Genomic DNA, 15,889 nt, shown 5'->3' on the forward strand with positions numbered 1-15,889 from the left:
ATGGATTATAAGCACACGCTAAACTTGCCAGAAACCGACTTTCCCATGCGCGGTATGCTGCCTAAGCAGGAGCCAGGGCGCGTGTCTGCATGGCAGGATATGAACCTTTACCAGCGCCTACGCGAAGCGCGCGCGGGGGCACCGCTGTTCGTGCTGCACGATGGCCCTCCGTACGCCAACGGCAGCATTCATATCGGTCACGCCGTTAACAAAATTCTTAAAGATATTATCGTCAAATCGAAGAACCTGGCGGGTTTTGATGCGCCCTACGTGCCCGGTTGGGACTGCCACGGCCTGCCGATTGAGCACAAGGTGGAAACTACCCACGGCAAGCACCTGGCGCCAGATACTGCCCGCGAGCTATGCCGCGAGTACGCCGCCGCACAGATTGAAACCCAACTGGCTGACTTTGTGCGACTGGGTGTAATTGGCGATTGGGACCACCCCTACCGCTCGATGGATTTCGCCAACGAAGCGGGCGAGATCCGCGCGCTGGCGGAGATGGTCGATGCGGGCTACGTATTCAAGGGCTTGAAGCCGGTCAACTGGTGTTTCGACTGCGGCTCGGCGCTGGCCGAGGCCGAGGTCGAGTACGCTGATAAAAAATCCGACGCTATCGACGTGGCCTTCCCGGTGGAAGACGCCGACAAACTAGCCGCGGCGTTTGGCTTGAGCGCGCTGCCCAAGCCCGCCGCCGTGGTGATCTGGACCACCACGCCCTGGACCATCCCGGCCAACCAGGCGTTAAACGTTCATCCTGAGTTCACCTATGCGCTGGTCGATACTGGTGAGCGTCTGTTGCTGCTGGTGGAAGACCTGGTCGAAAGCTGTCTGGAGCGCTACGAGCTGACCGGTGAGGTGATCGCCACCGCGAAGGGCGAGGCGCTGGATTTAATCAACTTCCGCCACCCGTTCTACGACCGTCTGTCGCCGGTATACCTGGCCGATTACGTCGAGTCCGAAGTGGGCAGCACCGGTATCGTGCACTCTGCGCCGTCCTACGGTATGGACGACTTCATTACCTGCCGCGAGCATGGCATGGAGTTCGATGACATGCTCAACCCGGTGCAGGGCAACGGCGTGTATGCGGACGACCTGCCGTTCTTCGGCGGCCAGATGATCTGGAAGGCCAACCCGCATATCGTCGAGAAGCTGCGTGAAGTGAACGCCTTGATGGCCCACACGCCGATCAAACACAGCTACATGCACTGCTGGCGGCATAAAACGCCGGTGATTTACCGTGCCACCGCCCAGTGGTTTGTGGGCATGGATATCCAAGGTAAGGACGGCAAAACCCTGCGCGAACGTGCGCTGGAAGGCATCGAGGCGACGCAATTTACCCCTGCCTGGGGCCAGGCGCGCCTGCACAGTATGATCGCCAATCGCCCGGACTGGTGTATTTCCCGCCAGCGCAACTGGGGCGTGCCAATCCCGTTCTTCCTGCACAAGCAGACCGGCGAGCTGCACCTGCGCACCGTGGAATTGATGGGGGAGGCTGCCAAACGCGTCGAGCAGCAAGGCATCGACGCCTGGTTTAAACTCGACCCGGCGGAGCTGCTAGGCGCGGAAGCCGACGAGTACGACAAAGTCACCGATACGCTGGATGTGTGGTTCGACTCCGGCACCACTCACCGCCACGTGCTGCGCGGCTCGCACCCGCATGGCCACGAGAGCGGCCCGAGGGCGGACCTGTACCTGGAAGGCTCCGACCAGCACCGCGGCTGGTTCCATTCGTCACTGTTGACCGGCTCGGCCATCGACGGCCACGCGCCGTATCGCCAGCTGTTGACCCATGGCTTCACCGTGGACGCCCAGGGTCGCAAGATGTCCAAGTCGATCGGCAACGTGGTTGTGCCGCAAACGGTGATGGATAAGCTGGGCGCCGACATTTTGCGCCTGTGGGTGGCGTCCACCGATTACTCTGGTGAAATGGCGGTCTCCGATGAGATTTTGAAGCGCACTGCGGATGTTTACCGGCGTATCCGTAACACCGCGCGCTTCCTGCTCTCTAACCTTAACGGCTTTGATCCCGCGAAGGACCAGGTGGCGTTTGGCGACATGCTGGCGCTGGATCAATGGGTGGTCGACCGCGCCGCGCAGTTGCAGGGGCGTATCGACACCGCTTATGACGAATACCGCTTCCTGGATGTTTACCAGCAGGTGCACGGCTTCTGCGCCCGTGAACTGGGCGGCTTCTACCTGGATGTGATCAAGGACCGCCAATACACTACACAAGCCGATTCGCTTGCCCGGCGCAGCGCGCAAACGGCGCTGTACCATGTGGTGGAAGCGCTGAGCCGCTGGGTGGCGCCGATTCTGTCGTTCACCGCCGAGGAGATTTATGAGCATATCCCCGGTGAGCGCGGCGACAGTGTCCTGCTGGAAACCTATTACACCGGCCTTAATACCCTGGATGATAACGCCAAGATGGGTCGTGATTTCTGGGAGCAGGTGCTTGAGGTCAAGCACGCGGTTAACAAGTGTCTGGAAGATGCCCGCAACGCCAAGGTGATCAAGGGCAGCCTGGCGGCCGAGGTGACGCTTTTCGTGAGTGACGAGCTCAACATGACGCTGACCAAACTGGGCGATGAGCTGCGCTTTGTGATGCTGACCAGCGAGGTGCACTTGAAACCGCTGGCCGAGGCCGAAGATGCCGAAGCCACCGAGCTTGAAAGCCTGAAGGTCGTGGTCTCTCAAAGTGAGCACACCAAGTGCGAGCGCTGCTGGCACCATCGTCCGGATGTGGGCACCCATGCGGCGCATCCCGATTTATGCGGCCGCTGTATCAGCAACTTGCCCGAAGGCAGCGGAGAGATTCGTTACTATGCCTAATGATACAAGCCCAGCAAACGCCCACCCCTTACAGCGGCCGCCGATGCACCGGCCGCTGCGCTGGTTGTGGTTGGCGGCGGCGGTGATCGTGCTCGACCTGGCCACCAAGTACCTGGCGACGAGCATGTTGAACTACGCCCAGCCGGTCGAGGTGCTGCCGTTTTTCAATCTCACGCTTTTACACAACACGGGAGCGGCGTTCAGCTTTTTATCAGAGCACCCGGGCTGGCAGCGTTGGTTCTTTGCGATTGTTGCGATTGGGGCGAGTATTGGTCTGAGCATTTGGCTGTCGCGTATCAGGGCCGATGAAAAGCTGCTGGCTGTCGCGCTACCACTGATTATCGGCGGCGCGCTGGGCAATCTTTATGATCGGCTTGTTCACGGCTACGTGGTCGATTTTCTGTCTTTTCATGCGGCGGGCTGGTACTACCCTGCATTTAATGTGGCAGATATAGGCATTACCCTAGGGGCGGTCGGGCTAATTTGGGAATCGGTAATGGGCGAGCGGCGGCGCAAAAAAGCCCAGCGGACTTCGTCTACCTCCAACAGCGAGTAACGCAATGAGCGACTATTTAATTGATGACGGCATGGAAGTGACTCTGCACTTCACGCTCAAGCTGGAAGACGGCACCGTGGTGGACTCGACCAAAGAGAAAGTGCCCGCTACCTTCCAGTATGGAGATGGCAACTTGCCACCCGGTTTTGAGCATCCGATTAAAGGCATGGCGGCGGGTCAAGAGGGCAGCTTCGAGATTACCCCCGAACATGCCTTTGGTCAGCATAATCCGCAGAACATTCAAACGCTGAAGCGTGATGACTTCGGCGATGAAGTGCCGGAGATTGGTATGGTCATGTCATTTGCCGATAAAGCGGGAACGGAATTGCCAGGTGTGGTCAAAACCATTGAAGGTGATCGGATTGAGGTCGACTTTAATCATCCCTTGGCGGGGCGTACCCTTACGTTTGAGGTTGAAGTGCTCGACGTGAAGCCGGTCACGACGCACTGAGAGATCACTTACTGACAGGCGGCTGAATTCATCCAACGGTGCTCTGTACCAAGGCGCGAGACTCATGTTGTCAAAACCGCAATCACAGCAGCAAACACACCCCATCGAAATCAAGCTGGCCAACCCGCGTGGCTTTTGCGCAGGGGTCGACCGGGCAATCGATATTGTTAACCGGGCGCTGGATGTGTTTGGGCCGCCGATCTATGTCCGTCATGAAGTGGTGCATAATCGCTTCGTGGTTGAAACCCTGCGTGAGCGCGGCGCGGTATTCGTCGAGGAACTGCACGAAGTGCCCGACGATGTGATTGTGATTTTCTCGGCCCATGGGGTTTCCCGTGCAGTCCAGCAAGAAGCCGAGCAGCGCGGCCTGAAAGTGTTTGACGCTACCTGCCCGTTGGTCACCAAGGTGCACATTGAAGTGCTGCGATATGCCAAGCGCGGCCAGGAGTGCATCTTGATCGGCCATCAGGGCCATCCGGAAGTTGAAGGCACCATGGGGCGTTACGATACTTCCCACGGTGGCCGTATTTACTTGGTGGAAGACGAGCACGATGCCGCCAACCTGGACGTCAAGGACCCTTCGCAACTGGCCTTTGTGACGCAAACCACGCTGTCGATGGACGACACCGCCAAGGTGATCGACGCGCTGCGCGATAAATTCCCCGCGATTCAAGGCCCGCGCAAAGACGACATCTGCTACGCCACGCAAAACCGTCAGGATGCAGTGCGTGAACTCGCCGCCGACAGCGATCTGCTGTTGGTGGTGGGTAGTCCTAATAGCTCCAACTCGAATCGTCTACGCGAGCTTTCCGAGCGCATGGGCACGCCCGCTTATCTGATCGATAACGCCGAGCAGATCGTTCCCGAGTGGCTGGACGGCGTCAGCTGCGTAGGCGTTACCGCCGGTGCCAGTGCCCCGGAAGTACTGGTCAAAGGTGTGATCGAGCGCCTTCAATCCATGGGCGCGACCGTGCCACAAGAGCTTCAAGGGCGTGAAGAAACGATTACCTTTTCGATGCCCCGTGAACTGCGTGAACGGGTGATTGCCAGCGGCTAAACAAAGACTTCGTGATGCAAAGCGTATGGGTTTACGACATACTGAAATAGTATGAGTTAACCAATACAGGAGCAGAGCCGCGTGTCTTATGTTTCTCATCCTTCCTCCGGCCGCATTTCATCAGGCGGCCAACGCGGCTTTACCCTAATTGAACTGATGATTGTGTTGGCCATCATCGGCATCGTGGCGGCCATTGCCTACCCCAGCTATACCCGCTACGCACAAAAATCGCTGCGAACGGATGCCCATGCGGGGCTCATGCAAGCGGCATCTGCGCTTGAGCGCTGTAACACTCAGTCCTATACCTACGACAATTGCGATGACGTACCGGCCACCTCGCCAGAAGGGCACTACACCATTGAAGTGTCGACCGGCAGTCAGAATGGCGGCTATACGCTAACGGCCGAGACCGACCGAGACGATGGCTGCGGCGAGCCGTTGATCCTGGATGCCAGGGGCAGACAATCACCCGATGGATGCTGGTAGCCTATGCGTCAACGCGGTTTTACCCTTATTGAATTGATGCTGGTACTGGTTATCGCGGCGTTGTTAATGCTAATCGCCGTGCCCTCCTTTTCTACGTTTATGGCCCGCCAGCAACTGGCCGGTGATGTTAACCAACTTCAATCGGTGATGACCTTTGCGCGCAGCGAAGCCATCAAGCAACGCCAGCCGATCACCGTGAAATTTTCTCCGCCCAACGAACTCAACGCTACTCGCCGCCCCGAAGCGTGCAGCGATGCCTCTTGGTGCTTTTGGGCCGAAAGTTCTCAAGATGACGGTGAGGCGAGCGTTATGCGCGCAGGGCAAACTGCCAAAATTACCCAGCCCAAAGACAACTTCTCTATAGTGTTTGAAAGCCTGGGTGATGCACATTTCAGCGACTGTGATGACGGTAATGGTCAGTGCGTGATTGCACTCGCGCCAACCGATTCAGGAGACGATAGCGACCCGGTGACGATCACCGTTCGCGAAACCGGCAGCCTGCATAAGGATACCGCTCAATGACGCAGCGCGGCTTCAGTCTGGTCGAGGCGCTTATTGCGCTGCTGATTCTATCGCTTGGCCTGGTGGGTGTCGCGGCCATGCAGTTGAAAGCACTGCAAAGTGCGACGCAGGGTTACCAGCGCTCGGTCGCCAGCATCGCCTCCGTCGACGCCCAGGAGCGAATGTGGGGGCAGTTGGCAAGAGACGATGTAGATGGCTGCGCAGATATTGATATTGAGGCCGAGTGGAAGGCCCAGTGGTTTGCCGATAGCGATTCCAATCCTTTGCGCAATGCAAACGCGCAGGAAAGCAACGTTATACCAAATGGTTGTGAATTTACAATTGAGATAGACCTGGGTAGTCGAGCGGGTGATGCCGGATCAGACATATTTACCTATACCCTTCGTCTTCCTGATATAGAGGGAGAGAAGTGATGGCAAGTGAGCAAAAAGGTTTTACGCTCGTTGAACTGATGGTCGCGATGGTTATCGGCACGGTGATTATCTTAGGTGCTGGCCAGCTATTTCTGACTACTTTTCAAACGTTTAGAAAAGTGGATGAGGTAAGTCGGAAACAAGAAAGTCTTATCTTCATTGCCCAGCGAGTGACCAGCGAGATTCGCAAGATGGACCCAGACCCGGGGCAACCTATTAAGCATCGTTATTCCCTTGAGTGCGAAGTGGATGATAAGAACCAGTGTGGCTGTACCGTATATGATACTGAATACGGCGATAATGGAAACAAGCAGCCCTTGGCCAGCTTTTTCAAGGATCTCTCTCCTGATGACGTGGCCAATGGCTGCACAGAAGGTGCGGATCAATTTATTCAAGACGTCGAAGTGGATGGTGAGACCGGGCATCTCTACCAGGTGTCGTTGCCGCTTGAGAGAAATGGGGGAAATATTGAATTTCATGTAGCGGTGAGGTCATCAATCTTCGATACCATTTCTGGCAACGACAACGACAACGACAACGACAACGACAACGACAACGACAACGACAACGACAACGACAACGACAACGACAACGACAACGACAACGACAACGACAACGACAACGACGATTGTCCCGGTAATAGCGGAAATGCACCTCCAGCAGGAGATGGTTGTCCGGGTAATAGTGGAAGCTCAAATGCGGGTGGACGTGGCAACGCTAATAATTAGGTAAATGCATATGAAACAACAAGGCGCGGCGTTAGTAATCGTGATGGCGTTACTCTCAGGCGCTATGATACTGGGCCTTTCCAGCATGCAAACAGCGCTGGTAGATGAGCGCCTAGCGGGTAATTTCCGCGCTTCAATACAAGCGAAGATGAACTCTGACAGTATGGTTGCGGAGTTTAGAAAATATTCATCACCAAATCAATTGGATGAAATTTATAATAAAGAATGTGATGGAATAGAGAGTTGTTATCAAGAGTATGAAAATGATTTTTTAAATCATTTGGACAGCCTTGAAAGTTTTGATTCTGTTGAGAAAATAGTTGATATACTTGTAAATAAGGAAGATGAAAGTATTACTATTATAACTAGAGATCAAGGTACAAACCATAACGCTGAACGGGAAACGGTTGCAACCTATCAAAGGGGACGTGAACGCAGTGGTACTGGTGATGATGGAAATGATGGCGATAGTGGTGATAGCGGCGGTAATGAAGGTATCGGATCGCCTCCATTTGAATCTCCGGTAGTCGGTTGTGAAGGTGTTCAAGTTAGTCGAGGTTCTACCATTAGTAGTTATCGTTCTAGCGAGGGCGACTGGAGTGGGGAGCCAGGCAGTTTTTCTGAGAATAATATTCCACTTATACGTACCACTACTGATAACGCCAACGTATTTCTTGATCGCAGTGAGACGATTCATGGTGGTATAGAAGCTCTTGGCACCGTTACACTCAATGGTTCTTCACAGGTTTTTGGAAGTATTTTAGCTAATCGTAAGATATCTCTGAATGGAGGAGGTGTACGGGTACGTGTTAATGCTGAGAGCGTTTCAGATGTAATATTCGATAGTAGTGCAAGGGTTGATGGCATCGTAAGAGCCATGGGCGAGGTGCGTTTGAATAATTGGTCAGCCAGTGTTGGGGAAGGTATTTATTCTGGTGGTGATATCATTTCTAATCGAAATCCTCCTTCTAGCCATATAGACCAAAATAATAGAGCTAATTTTTTTCCAAGTAGCGATGTTTCACTCAATGAAGTTGAGAGCCAGCCCTGCGATACTGTCGATTTTGCGGGGAACTCGCTGATTGAGGAAATTACCCGCTATCAAGAAGAGCTAATTACAGTTGGTAATATTGCAGTAGGCTCTTACCCTAACGTTGAATGGCGCGTTACTCCGGAGCGGTTGGAACGTTTTGACCAAACATGGGACGTTAACCGCTGGGTTACGCATGCATCATCTGAGCTAAATACTCTATTTGGTGAGCAAACATCTGTTTATCGAGTAAATGATCTTAAGCTGACAAACTCTCCATCTTTTAAGGTCAGTGGTGGTGATGTAGTTATTGTGGTGGACGGAGACTTTACGATGGGGGGAGGTGGCGACGGTCTAGTGATTGATAACGACTCGAGTTTAACTGTCTTTGTATCAGGTGAAGTCGATTTTGGTAGCGTTCTAAAGATGCCGGAGTCTCACTCAATCAACCTTAACGGGGACCCAACATTTTCTCTCTATTCAGGTTACAGCAGTTCAGGTACGGGAGTTAACTTCAGTTCAAGCAATCGTGTAGTAGCTAACGTTTACGCGCCGTTCACAAACGTTTCAGTGAATTCGGGCGCTAGCTTTTTTGGCAGTGTGAAAGGGCGCAGTGTCAGCGTGAGTGGCGGCAGCAGTGTCGTTTACGATGAGTTGCTGGTCGACGCTTTTGGAAATTCTCAAAATGGCACGCCAGAAGATGAAAACAGTGGTGGTTGGCGCTTAGTTGGTTGGCAATAACGCCATTAGCCTCTGACACAAGGCCGCGTTATCATAGCGCTATTTGCCCAAGAGCTTGAATATCCTATGAGTCAGTCACCCAAAACCCGTGTCCTCACCGGCATCACCACGTCCGGCACACCCCACCTGGGCAACTACGTGGGGGCGATCAAACCCGCCATTGAGGCGAGCCAGGATCCCAGCGTTCAGTCGTTCTACTTTCTGGCCGATTACCACGCGCTGATCAAGTGCCAGGATCCCGAGCGCGTTCAGCAGTCGCGCCTGGAAATCGCCGCGACCTGGCTGGCCCTTGGGCTGGATACCGATAACGCCATTTTTTACCGTCAGTCGGATATTCCAGAAATCCCCGAGCTAACCTGGATGCTTTCCTGCGTATGCGCCAAGGGGCTGATGAACCGCGCCCACGCCTATAAAGCCGCTGTGGCTGAGAACGAGGAAGCAGGTAATCAGGATCCGGATAAAGGCATCACCATGGGGTTATTCGGCTACCCCGTGCTGATGGCGGCGGATATTCTGATGTTTAACGCCAACAAGGTGCCTGTGGGCCGCGACCAGATTCAGCATATCGAGATGGCGCGGGATATCGCCGGGCGCTTCAATCACCTATATAAAGGCGAGTATTTCATCCTGCCTAACGCGGTGGTGGATGAAAAGAGCCAGGTGCTTGGCGGGCTGGACGGGCGCAAAATGTCCAAGAGCTACAACAACACGATTCCGTTATTCGCGGCTGAGAAAAAGCTGCAAAAGCTGGTGCGTAAAATCAAAACCAACTCGCTGGAGCCCGGCGAGCCAAAAGACCCTGATACCTGCACGCTGTTTCAGATTTATGCGGCCTTTGCCTCGGCCGAGGAAACCGCGACCATGCGCCAGCAGTACGCCGAGGGCATTGGCTGGGGTGATGCGAAAAATCAGGTGTTTGAGTATCTCAACGCCCATCTTGAAAAACCCCGCGAGCGTTACAACGCGCTAATGGAAGACCCTGGGCATATTGAAACGGTACTCCAGCGCGGGGCAGAGCGCGCACGCGAGGAAGCCGCGGTGACGATGGATAAGTTGCGTACCGCTGTGGGTCTGGGGCGCTTTATTTAAGCTCTCATCTTCGCCCCTTTCGTGGTATTGCTACTAAAACGCCCCGCTTTATTTAAAAGCAGGGCGTTTGTTTTTTAACGCTATCCGTTATGGCCTGAGTGGTTAAGCACCCGGATTTTGCTCGATGCCTTGCAGGTACCAGGGGGCATCGTCGCGCATCGCCCGGGTTAAGTGCCAGGTCTCGTTGAACTCGGTTTGTTCTCCGTTTTCTTCCAGTAGGCCGTGGAAAATGACCGTCGCTTCGGCCTGGTCGCCCACTTCGGCAACATTACCCAACTCGGCGAATAAGCGCACAATCTCGGTACGGTTATTGGCGGGCTGCTGGGCGCGTTCTTCGCGCAGCACGTTGTAATATGCGGGCGTTACGTACTCCTGAATGCGGCTGAAGTCGTTATTGTCCCAGGCGCGCTGCAGGGTCATGAAATGCTCTTTGGCGCCACTCAAGAAGCGTTCTTTATCAAACCACTCAGGCGTTGTTGCGCCTGAGTGGCTGTCGGTTGCAGCGCTGCTGCCTTCTTGCGCGTCGAAACGTGGTGCAGAGGTGGGGCCGCTCGACCGTGCATGACCCGAAGACGAGGGTGCGGGCGCTCGCTGCTGGCGCATTGCCCGGAAGGCCATGACTGCCAGCAGAGCGACGCCTGCCATGACCAGCAGATCCATCAAGCGCAACTCATCAAAGGCGCCGCCAAAGAACAGCGCGGCCAAAAGTCCGCCGGCCAATAAGCCTCCGAACATGCCGCCCATTCCGCCGCGACGGGCCGCTGCTGAACCTGCTTGGCCCTGGTCGTTGCGCTGTGCCTGCTGTTGCTGGGTAGCCGCCGGACGATCTGCCGAGCGCGACATGCTGCCGCTGCTGGCGCCGCCACCGAAGCGTCGTGCGTCGGCGGACTCGACCGCCAGGCCAAAGCCCATTGCGCCTACCAATAAGATGACGAAAAACTGTCGCAACATTGTGTGTCTCCGGATTAACAAGCGCCGCTGGGGCGCGAAGGTGATGCAATGAACCAAGTTTAACGCCTATACGCATCGTGCGTCGTCTGTTTCAATCTGTCTTTGTATAAAGACAATAATGAGGTGGCATCGTGCGCTTGCAACGCGATAAAAGTTTACTGCTGATGGTCGATTTCCAAGCGGGCTTACTGCCAGCGATTGACGGCGGTGAGGCCGCTATAAGCGAGGCTCATTGGCTGTTTGGCGTAGCCGATGCGCTGGCAGTGCCCGTATGGCTAACTGAACAAATGCCCGAGAAACTTGGGGGCACGGCACTAGCGTTACTGGAAGCCCGACAAGCGCCCACGATATGGCAAAAGCAGCACTTCGGGATTATGGAGGAAGCCGTGTTTCGTGAGGCGCTGCATGCGTCGGGCAGGCATCAGGTGGTGTTGTGCGGCACCGAGGCGCATATTTGCGTACTGCAAACGGCACTCGGGCTATTAGCCGAAGGCTATGCGGTCTATTGGCTCAGCGAGGCGACGGCAAGCCGCCGGGCCGAGGAAGCGATGCTGGCGCGCGAGAGGGCCTGTGCCTTGGGGGCGCAGGCGGTCTCGGCGGATATGGTGGCCTACGAGTGGCTTCACCGCTGTGATACAGCGTCTTTCAGCGCGGTCCACCAGCAGTTTTTGAAGCCTCGTGCGGCGAAAGCAGTGCGTTTTTTCTAGGCGTGTGTTTAACGCTCGGCTTCGCGCCGGGTGAAGACAAAGGTATCGCCTTGTGACGCGGCGGCATCGAAGCGGTAACCGGCAACATCAAATGCTTTTAGCGCCTCGGGGTCGTTAATGTTCTGACGAATTATCCAGGCGCTCATCAGGCCGCGCGCCTTTTTGGCGTAGAAGCTGATGATCTTGAAGGTGCCATTTTTTTCATCTTTAAATACCGGCGTGATGATCCGGGCATCCAGTTTCTTGGCATCAACGGCTTTGAAATACTCGTTGGAAGCCAGGTTAACCAGCACCTTTGAACCGCTTTCGGCAATAGCTGCGTCCAGCGCTTTGGTTAGCGTGGGCTTCCAGTAGGCATAGAGATCCTTGCCTGCCGAGTTAGCTAGTTTGGTGCCCATCTCAAGCCGGTAGGGCTGGATCAGATCCAGCGGGCGCAACAGGCCATAAAGCCCTGAGAGAATACGCAGGTGTTGTTGAGCAAAGCGATTCTCACTGTCGCTGAACGTGTCGGCTTCAAGCCCAGTGTACACATCACCCTGAAAGGCCTGGGCGGCGGGCTTGGCGTTTTCCAGCGAAAACGGCGGCTGCCATTCGGCAAAGCGGGCCGCGTTCAAGCCTGCCAATTTGTCGCTAATGCCCATTAAGTCGCTGATCTGCTGCGGTGAATAGTCGCGCAGGATATCGATAAGTGCTTGGCTATCAGCCAGAAAATTCGGTTGACTGACGTCTTGGGTGGTCGACGGGGTTTCAAAGTCCAGCGTTTTGGCTGGTGAGATGACGCTCAACATGGCAGCTTCCTCGAGACATCGTAAATGTAATGGGGCGTATTATACCAAGCCTCGGCGATTGCCGAGGCTATGAGGTCGATAGCATCCACAAGGACCGATGAGCGGTTAAGGGCAGGGGTTGGGCATGCGGCGATGGATATCGTCGATGGCTTCCAGCAGGTCGTCATCCAGTTTAAGGCTTTCACTGGCCAGGTTGCTTTCCAACTGATCCATGGTCGTGGCGCCGATGATATTGCTGGTCAGGAAGCTGCGCGAATTGACAAACGCCAGCGCCATTTGGGCTGGGTCGAGGCCATAGTCGCGCGCCAGGGCCACATAGGCATGGGTGGCGGCTTCGGCTTCCGGCGAGGTGTAACGCTTGAAACGCTCATAAAGCGTCAGGCGGGCGTTGGGCGGCTGCGCGCCTTTCAGGTATTTACCCGAGAGAACCCCAAAACCGAGCGGTGAGTATGCCAAAAGCCCGACGTCTTCGCGGTGAGCGATTTCCGCCAGACCCACTTCGAACGAGCGGTTAAGCAGGTTGTAGGGGTTTTGAATCGAGGCGACCCGTGGCACATCGAGCTGATCGGCGAGCTGTAGCGCACGCATGGTGCCCCAGGGGGTATCGTTTGACAGGCCGATGGCGCGGATTTTGCCGGCGTCGACCAGTTCTTTCAACGCGCTTAAGGTTTCTTCCAGCGGCGTGGCGTCTTCTTCTTCGTTATGCGTGTAGCCGAGCTTGCCGAAAAAGTTGGTGCTGCGGTCGGGCCAGTGTAGCTGGTAAAGATCCACGTAGTCGGTTTGCAGGCGCTCAAGGCTTGCGTCGATCGCCTTGAAGAGGTGTTCGCGGGTTAGGCGCGGCCCACCGCGTATATGGTCAAGTCCGGGGCCGGCAGCCTTGGTGGCGATAATGACGTCGTCGCGTTCGCCGCGCTGCTTGAGCCAGCTACCGATATAGTGTTCGGTTAACCCCTGGGTATCGGCCTTGGGCGGCACTGGGTACATTTCGGCAGTATCAATAAAGTTGATGCCAAAGGCGACGGCGCGATCAAGCTGTTCGTGGGCCTCGGCTTCGCTGTTTTGTTCGCCAAACGTCATGGTGCCCAGGCAAAGACGGCTGACGTCCATCCCGGTTCTGCCCAATGGTCGCGTTTGCATGATGGTCTCCTTGTATGAATACGATTACCAGCGGGATGCACACCGATTTCAGTGCATCGCGACGGGGGTTGTGTGGCATGTTAGCGAGGCGTTCGCCAAGCAGCAAATCAGAGGGGTTGAGTCGTTGCCACGGCAGGCGTATGCTTGCCAGCCCATTGACCGGCCAAGGGCCGGTTTATCGCGTGGTTGGTTGTCTCATAGGGAATGACGGCTAGCCCAATGTTTCAACAAACAGGCAGAGTCGTTTGCCATGACACAGGCATCATCTTTGTTTACTCGGCTGGAGTTTCGGCTAGCTGAGCGGCTGTTTCAAAATCGTTGGTTATTGCCACGCTCGCCGCGTACCCAGCGGCTAACGCTGCGCTTGTTTAAGCGCTGCGCCGAGGCGGGCCATCCCGATGCACTTTCCGTTTACGGCCACATGCTGTTTCAGCGGAGCTTATCGCCACACGATAAAGCGCGTGGTGCACGCTATGTGCTGGAAGCTGCCCATGCAGGCGATGTAAAGTCTCAGTATCAGGCAGCGAAAATTTACGAGCACGGCTGCGTGCAGTATCCGCGCCGTGATGACTATGCGGTCACCTGGTATGCCCGTGCGGCGCAATCCGGCCACTCGTTAGCGGCTGAGCGTCTTGCGCATGCTTACCGGGTCGGTGAGCTGGGCTTAACGGCCGATGCCGACCAGGCCGCTTACTGGCAAAGTCTGGTGCATCAGCCGTCTGACCCAGTCGCGGCATGATGTGCCGTTGCCTTTTTCGCAAGTGAGGCCGTCCGTGTCCGAGACGCTACCTACCGTGTTGGATATTGAAGCGTCCGGTTTCGGGCGCGGTAGCTACCCGATTGAGGTGGGGATTGCCCGTGCCGACGGCACCAGCTGCGCGTTTCTGATTCAGCCGCTTGAAGAGTGGACGCACTGGGACCCCAAAGCTGAGTTGCTACACGGCATTGCGCGCGAGCGCTTAATGCGTGAAGGCTATCCGGTGCGCCAAGTAGCGCGCTGGCTTAACGACGAGCTAAGTGGCGAGGGTAAGGCGTATAGCGATAGCTGGGGTTACGATAACACCTGGCTTTCGCTGCTGTTTCATCACGCGGGGATGCTGCCGGGTTTTCGTCTGGAAGCGTTGAGAATCTTGCTTAGCGAAGACCAGCAGGCGCTGTGGAGCGATACCAAGGAAGCCGTCATTGCCGAGCGTGGCATTCACCGCCACCGCGCCGGTGAGGATGCGCGGCTACTGCAGTTGACCTACCAGCGAACCCGCCAGCTTTGCCAGTAGATGGCTCGCCGCGTCCCTCTAACCTTGTGCTTCTAGCGCCTCAAGCAGCGCGTCGGGCGTCTCGGCATCAAGTAGCATGTCACGGGTTGCTTGTGCCATGAACCCTTGCTCGACGGTACTATTCAAAAATGTCAGTAGCGGCGTATAGAAACCCTCAATATTGAGCAGCCCCAGCGGTTTTTCATGTAAGCCCAGATAGCCCCAGGTCCACGTCTCGAATAGTTCTTCAAAGGTGCCAATGCCGCCGGGCAAGGCGATGAAACCATCGGCGTTAGCGGCCATGGTGGCCTTGCGTTCGTGCATATTGGGTACGCGGATTAACTCGCTGAGGCCAAAGTGGGCCTGCTCGCGCTCTACCAGATGGTCCGGCATCACGCCGATAACCTCGCCGCCTGCCTCCAGTGCCGCATTGGCTAGCACGCCCATCAAACCAACCCGTGCGCCCCCGTAGACCAGCGTGTGTCCGCGAGCCGCCAGGGTTTGTCCAAGTGTTTGGGCGGCATGACGGAAGGCGGGGCTATTGCCTTCCCGCGAGCCAAGGTAAACGCAAATTCGAGACATCTCACTTCCTTTTAAGCTAGGCAGGTGTTGACGTGATGGTGGGTATCCAGCCATTGACCAATGACATTATTGCCGCACAGGTGGTGCGCGTACTGGGTGTGTAAACAACGTACCTGATGCCAGTTGCTAATGCCGCCGATGCCGCGTTTGGTGAGCACGTCCGTGTAACCGCGCTCAGCGACCTCGGCGCGCTGTGCCTCACTCATCAACGCCCAGCGCGTCTCAACATAGTCACGGTGGCTTTGCTGGTAGGCGGCCAGGAAGTCAGGCTCGTCCTGTAACTGCTGTTCCAGTGACTTGATGACGCCCACGGCTTCGATGCGCGAAATCTCGACTTTAAGTACATCGGAGCATAGCCAGTAAAGCGTCGGGAAAGGTTTGCCTTCGACAATCGGTGCCATACGCAGCACCAGCGGCGTGTTGTTGCTATCCACGGCGGCCACGGCTTCAATGCCTTTTGGTGGGCGGCCAAGCTGTTGGGTAATAATCGCCAGTTGGCGCTCGTCTGGGGCATGATCGGTGCGAATCACCATGGGCGGGTCTCTTACTGGCAGTATTGTTGTGCA

At 55.8% G+C, this 15,889-nt stretch carries 18 protein-coding genes; 13 read left to right on the plus strand and 5 right to left on the minus strand.

Annotated features, from left to right (window positions below):
* The 10 genes from ileS to CPH17_RS16005 all read left to right on the plus strand — a co-directional run bounded on the left by ileS (position 1) and on the right by CPH17_RS16005 (position 9,905).
* Complete coding sequence (ileS, locus tag CPH17_RS15955) at positions 1-2,832, plus strand: isoleucine--tRNA ligase (protein ID WP_172898703.1); 2,832 nt, start codon at positions 1-3, stop codon at positions 2,830-2,832.
* Positions 2,825-3,388, plus strand: a complete 564-nt coding sequence (gene lspA, locus CPH17_RS15960) for a signal peptidase II (protein ID WP_074395228.1) — start codon at positions 2,825-2,827, stop codon at positions 3,386-3,388. The genes ileS and lspA overlap by 8 nt, the downstream gene beginning before the upstream one ends.
* Before the next feature lie 4 nt (positions 3,389-3,392).
* The gene (gene fkpB, locus CPH17_RS15965) at positions 3,393-3,839 is read left to right on the plus strand and encodes an FKBP-type peptidyl-prolyl cis-trans isomerase (RefSeq protein ID WP_074395229.1); all 447 of its coding nucleotides are present in this window, start codon (positions 3,393-3,395) and stop codon (positions 3,837-3,839) included.
* Positions 3,840-3,903: 64 nt separating this feature from the next.
* Entirely contained in the window at positions 3,904-4,896 is a 993-nt protein-coding gene (gene ispH / locus CPH17_RS15970; protein ID WP_074395230.1) for a 4-hydroxy-3-methylbut-2-enyl diphosphate reductase, read from the plus strand.
* An 81-nt stretch (positions 4,897-4,977) separates the two neighbouring features.
* Entirely contained in the window at positions 4,978-5,382 is a 405-nt protein-coding gene (locus CPH17_RS20415) for a type IV pilin protein (RefSeq protein ID WP_074395231.1), read from the plus strand.
* A gap of 3 nt (positions 5,383-5,385) precedes the next feature.
* Complete coding sequence (locus tag CPH17_RS15980) at positions 5,386-5,904, plus strand: GspH/FimT family pseudopilin (RefSeq protein WP_096300971.1); 519 nt, start codon at positions 5,386-5,388, stop codon at positions 5,902-5,904.
* Positions 5,901-6,317, plus strand: coding sequence for a type IV pilus modification protein PilV (pilV, locus tag CPH17_RS15985; RefSeq protein ID WP_096300342.1), 417 nt, complete (start codon positions 5,901-5,903; stop codon positions 6,315-6,317). Before CPH17_RS15980 ends, pilV begins: the two co-directional genes overlap by 4 nt.
* Positions 6,317-7,045 (plus strand): PilW family protein, encoded by a 729-nt coding sequence (locus CPH17_RS20140; RefSeq protein ID WP_096300344.1) that lies wholly within the window; start codon positions 6,317-6,319, stop codon positions 7,043-7,045. Before pilV ends, CPH17_RS20140 begins: the two co-directional genes overlap by 1 nt.
* Positions 7,046-7,055: 10 nt before the next feature.
* Positions 7,056-8,816 (plus strand): pilus assembly PilX family protein, encoded by a 1,761-nt coding sequence (locus tag CPH17_RS19990; protein WP_157742966.1) that lies wholly within the window; start codon positions 7,056-7,058, stop codon positions 8,814-8,816.
* Positions 8,817-8,882: 66 nt separating this feature from the next.
* On the plus strand, positions 8,883-9,905 hold the full coding sequence (locus tag CPH17_RS16005; RefSeq protein ID WP_096300350.1) for a tryptophan--tRNA ligase: 1,023 nt from the start codon (positions 8,883-8,885) through the stop codon (positions 9,903-9,905).
* Positions 9,906-10,007: 102 nt separating this feature from the next.
* Here the strand turns inward: CPH17_RS16005 and CPH17_RS16010 are convergent, their stop codons facing one another.
* Positions 10,008-10,856: a Tim44 domain-containing protein gene (locus CPH17_RS16010; protein ID WP_074395237.1), complete on the minus strand. Its 849-nt coding sequence runs from the start codon at positions 10,854-10,856 to the stop codon at positions 10,008-10,010.
* A gap of 131 nt (positions 10,857-10,987) precedes the next feature.
* Between CPH17_RS16010 and CPH17_RS16015 the strand changes: the two genes are divergently transcribed.
* Entirely contained in the window at positions 10,988-11,563 is a 576-nt protein-coding gene (locus CPH17_RS16015; RefSeq protein WP_074395238.1) for an isochorismatase family protein, read from the plus strand.
* 8 nt (positions 11,564-11,571) lie between these two features.
* Here CPH17_RS16015 and yaaA read toward each other — a convergent pair whose 3' ends face one another.
* Entirely contained in the window at positions 11,572-12,351 is a 780-nt protein-coding gene (gene yaaA / locus CPH17_RS16020; RefSeq protein WP_096300352.1) for a peroxide stress protein YaaA, read from the minus strand.
* 105 nt (positions 12,352-12,456) lie between these two features.
* Positions 12,457-13,488, minus strand: a complete 1,032-nt coding sequence (locus CPH17_RS16025) for an NADP(H)-dependent aldo-keto reductase (RefSeq protein WP_096300355.1) — start codon at positions 13,486-13,488, stop codon at positions 12,457-12,459.
* Between the two features lie 250 nt (positions 13,489-13,738).
* Between CPH17_RS16025 and CPH17_RS16030 the strand changes: the two genes are divergently transcribed.
* Both CPH17_RS16030 and CPH17_RS16035 read left to right on the plus strand, forming a co-directional pair.
* Complete coding sequence (locus tag CPH17_RS16030; protein WP_096300357.1) at positions 13,739-14,227, plus strand: tetratricopeptide repeat protein; 489 nt, start codon at positions 13,739-13,741, stop codon at positions 14,225-14,227.
* Between the two features lie 34 nt (positions 14,228-14,261).
* Positions 14,262-14,762 (plus strand): hypothetical protein, encoded by a 501-nt coding sequence (locus tag CPH17_RS16035; protein WP_074395242.1) that lies wholly within the window; start codon positions 14,262-14,264, stop codon positions 14,760-14,762.
* A gap of 18 nt (positions 14,763-14,780) precedes the next feature.
* On the opposite strand, the gene CPH17_RS16040 is transcribed toward CPH17_RS16035, so the two are convergent.
* Positions 14,781-15,323 (minus strand): TIGR00730 family Rossman fold protein, encoded by a 543-nt coding sequence (locus CPH17_RS16040; protein ID WP_074395243.1) that lies wholly within the window; start codon positions 15,321-15,323, stop codon positions 14,781-14,783.
* A gap of 11 nt (positions 15,324-15,334) precedes the next feature.
* The gene (locus tag CPH17_RS16045) at positions 15,335-15,856 is read right to left on the minus strand and encodes a DUF501 domain-containing protein (RefSeq protein ID WP_074395244.1); all 522 of its coding nucleotides are present in this window, start codon (positions 15,854-15,856) and stop codon (positions 15,335-15,337) included.
* Positions 15,857-15,889 lie beyond the last annotated feature (33 nt).

It is taken from the genome of Halomonas sp. hl-4 (genome assembly GCF_900215475.1).
GTDB lineage: Bacteria > Pseudomonadota > Gammaproteobacteria > Pseudomonadales > Halomonadaceae > Vreelandella.

Excerpts from the sequence above, each read along its gene's own strand:
- ileS (WP_172898703.1), top strand. The coding sequence starts at position 1 with ATGGATTATAAGCACACGCTAAACTTGCCAGAAACCGACTTTCCCATG.
- lspA (WP_074395228.1), top strand. The coding sequence starts at position 2,825 with ATGCCTAATGATACAAGCCCAGCAAACGCCCACCCCTTACAGCGGCCG.
- fkpB (WP_074395229.1), top strand. The coding sequence starts at position 3,393 with ATGAGCGACTATTTAATTGATGACGGCATGGAAGTGACTCTGCACTTC.
- ispH (WP_074395230.1), top strand. The coding sequence starts at position 3,904 with ATGTTGTCAAAACCGCAATCACAGCAGCAAACACACCCCATCGAAATC.
- CPH17_RS15980 (WP_096300971.1), top strand. The coding sequence starts at position 5,386 with ATGCGTCAACGCGGTTTTACCCTTATTGAATTGATGCTGGTACTGGTT.
- pilV (WP_096300342.1), top strand. The coding sequence starts at position 5,901 with ATGACGCAGCGCGGCTTCAGTCTGGTCGAGGCGCTTATTGCGCTGCTG.
- CPH17_RS20140 (WP_096300344.1), top strand. The coding sequence starts at position 6,317 with ATGGCAAGTGAGCAAAAAGGTTTTACGCTCGTTGAACTGATGGTCGCG.
- CPH17_RS19990 (WP_157742966.1), top strand. The coding sequence starts at position 7,056 with ATGAAACAACAAGGCGCGGCGTTAGTAATCGTGATGGCGTTACTCTCA.
- CPH17_RS16005 (WP_096300350.1), top strand. The coding sequence starts at position 8,883 with ATGAGTCAGTCACCCAAAACCCGTGTCCTCACCGGCATCACCACGTCC.
- CPH17_RS16010 (WP_074395237.1), bottom strand. The coding sequence starts at position 10,856 with ATGTTGCGACAGTTTTTCGTCATCTTATTGGTAGGCGCAATGGGCTTT.
- yaaA (WP_096300352.1), bottom strand. The coding sequence starts at position 12,351 with ATGTTGAGCGTCATCTCACCAGCCAAAACGCTGGACTTTGAAACCCCG.
- CPH17_RS16025 (WP_096300355.1), bottom strand. The coding sequence starts at position 13,488 with ATGCAAACGCGACCATTGGGCAGAACCGGGATGGACGTCAGCCGTCTT.
- CPH17_RS16030 (WP_096300357.1), top strand. The coding sequence starts at position 13,739 with ATGACACAGGCATCATCTTTGTTTACTCGGCTGGAGTTTCGGCTAGCT.
- CPH17_RS16040 (WP_074395243.1), bottom strand. The coding sequence starts at position 15,323 with ATGTCTCGAATTTGCGTTTACCTTGGCTCGCGGGAAGGCAATAGCCCC.
- CPH17_RS16045 (WP_074395244.1), bottom strand. The coding sequence starts at position 15,856 with ATGGTGATTCGCACCGATCATGCCCCAGACGAGCGCCAACTGGCGATT.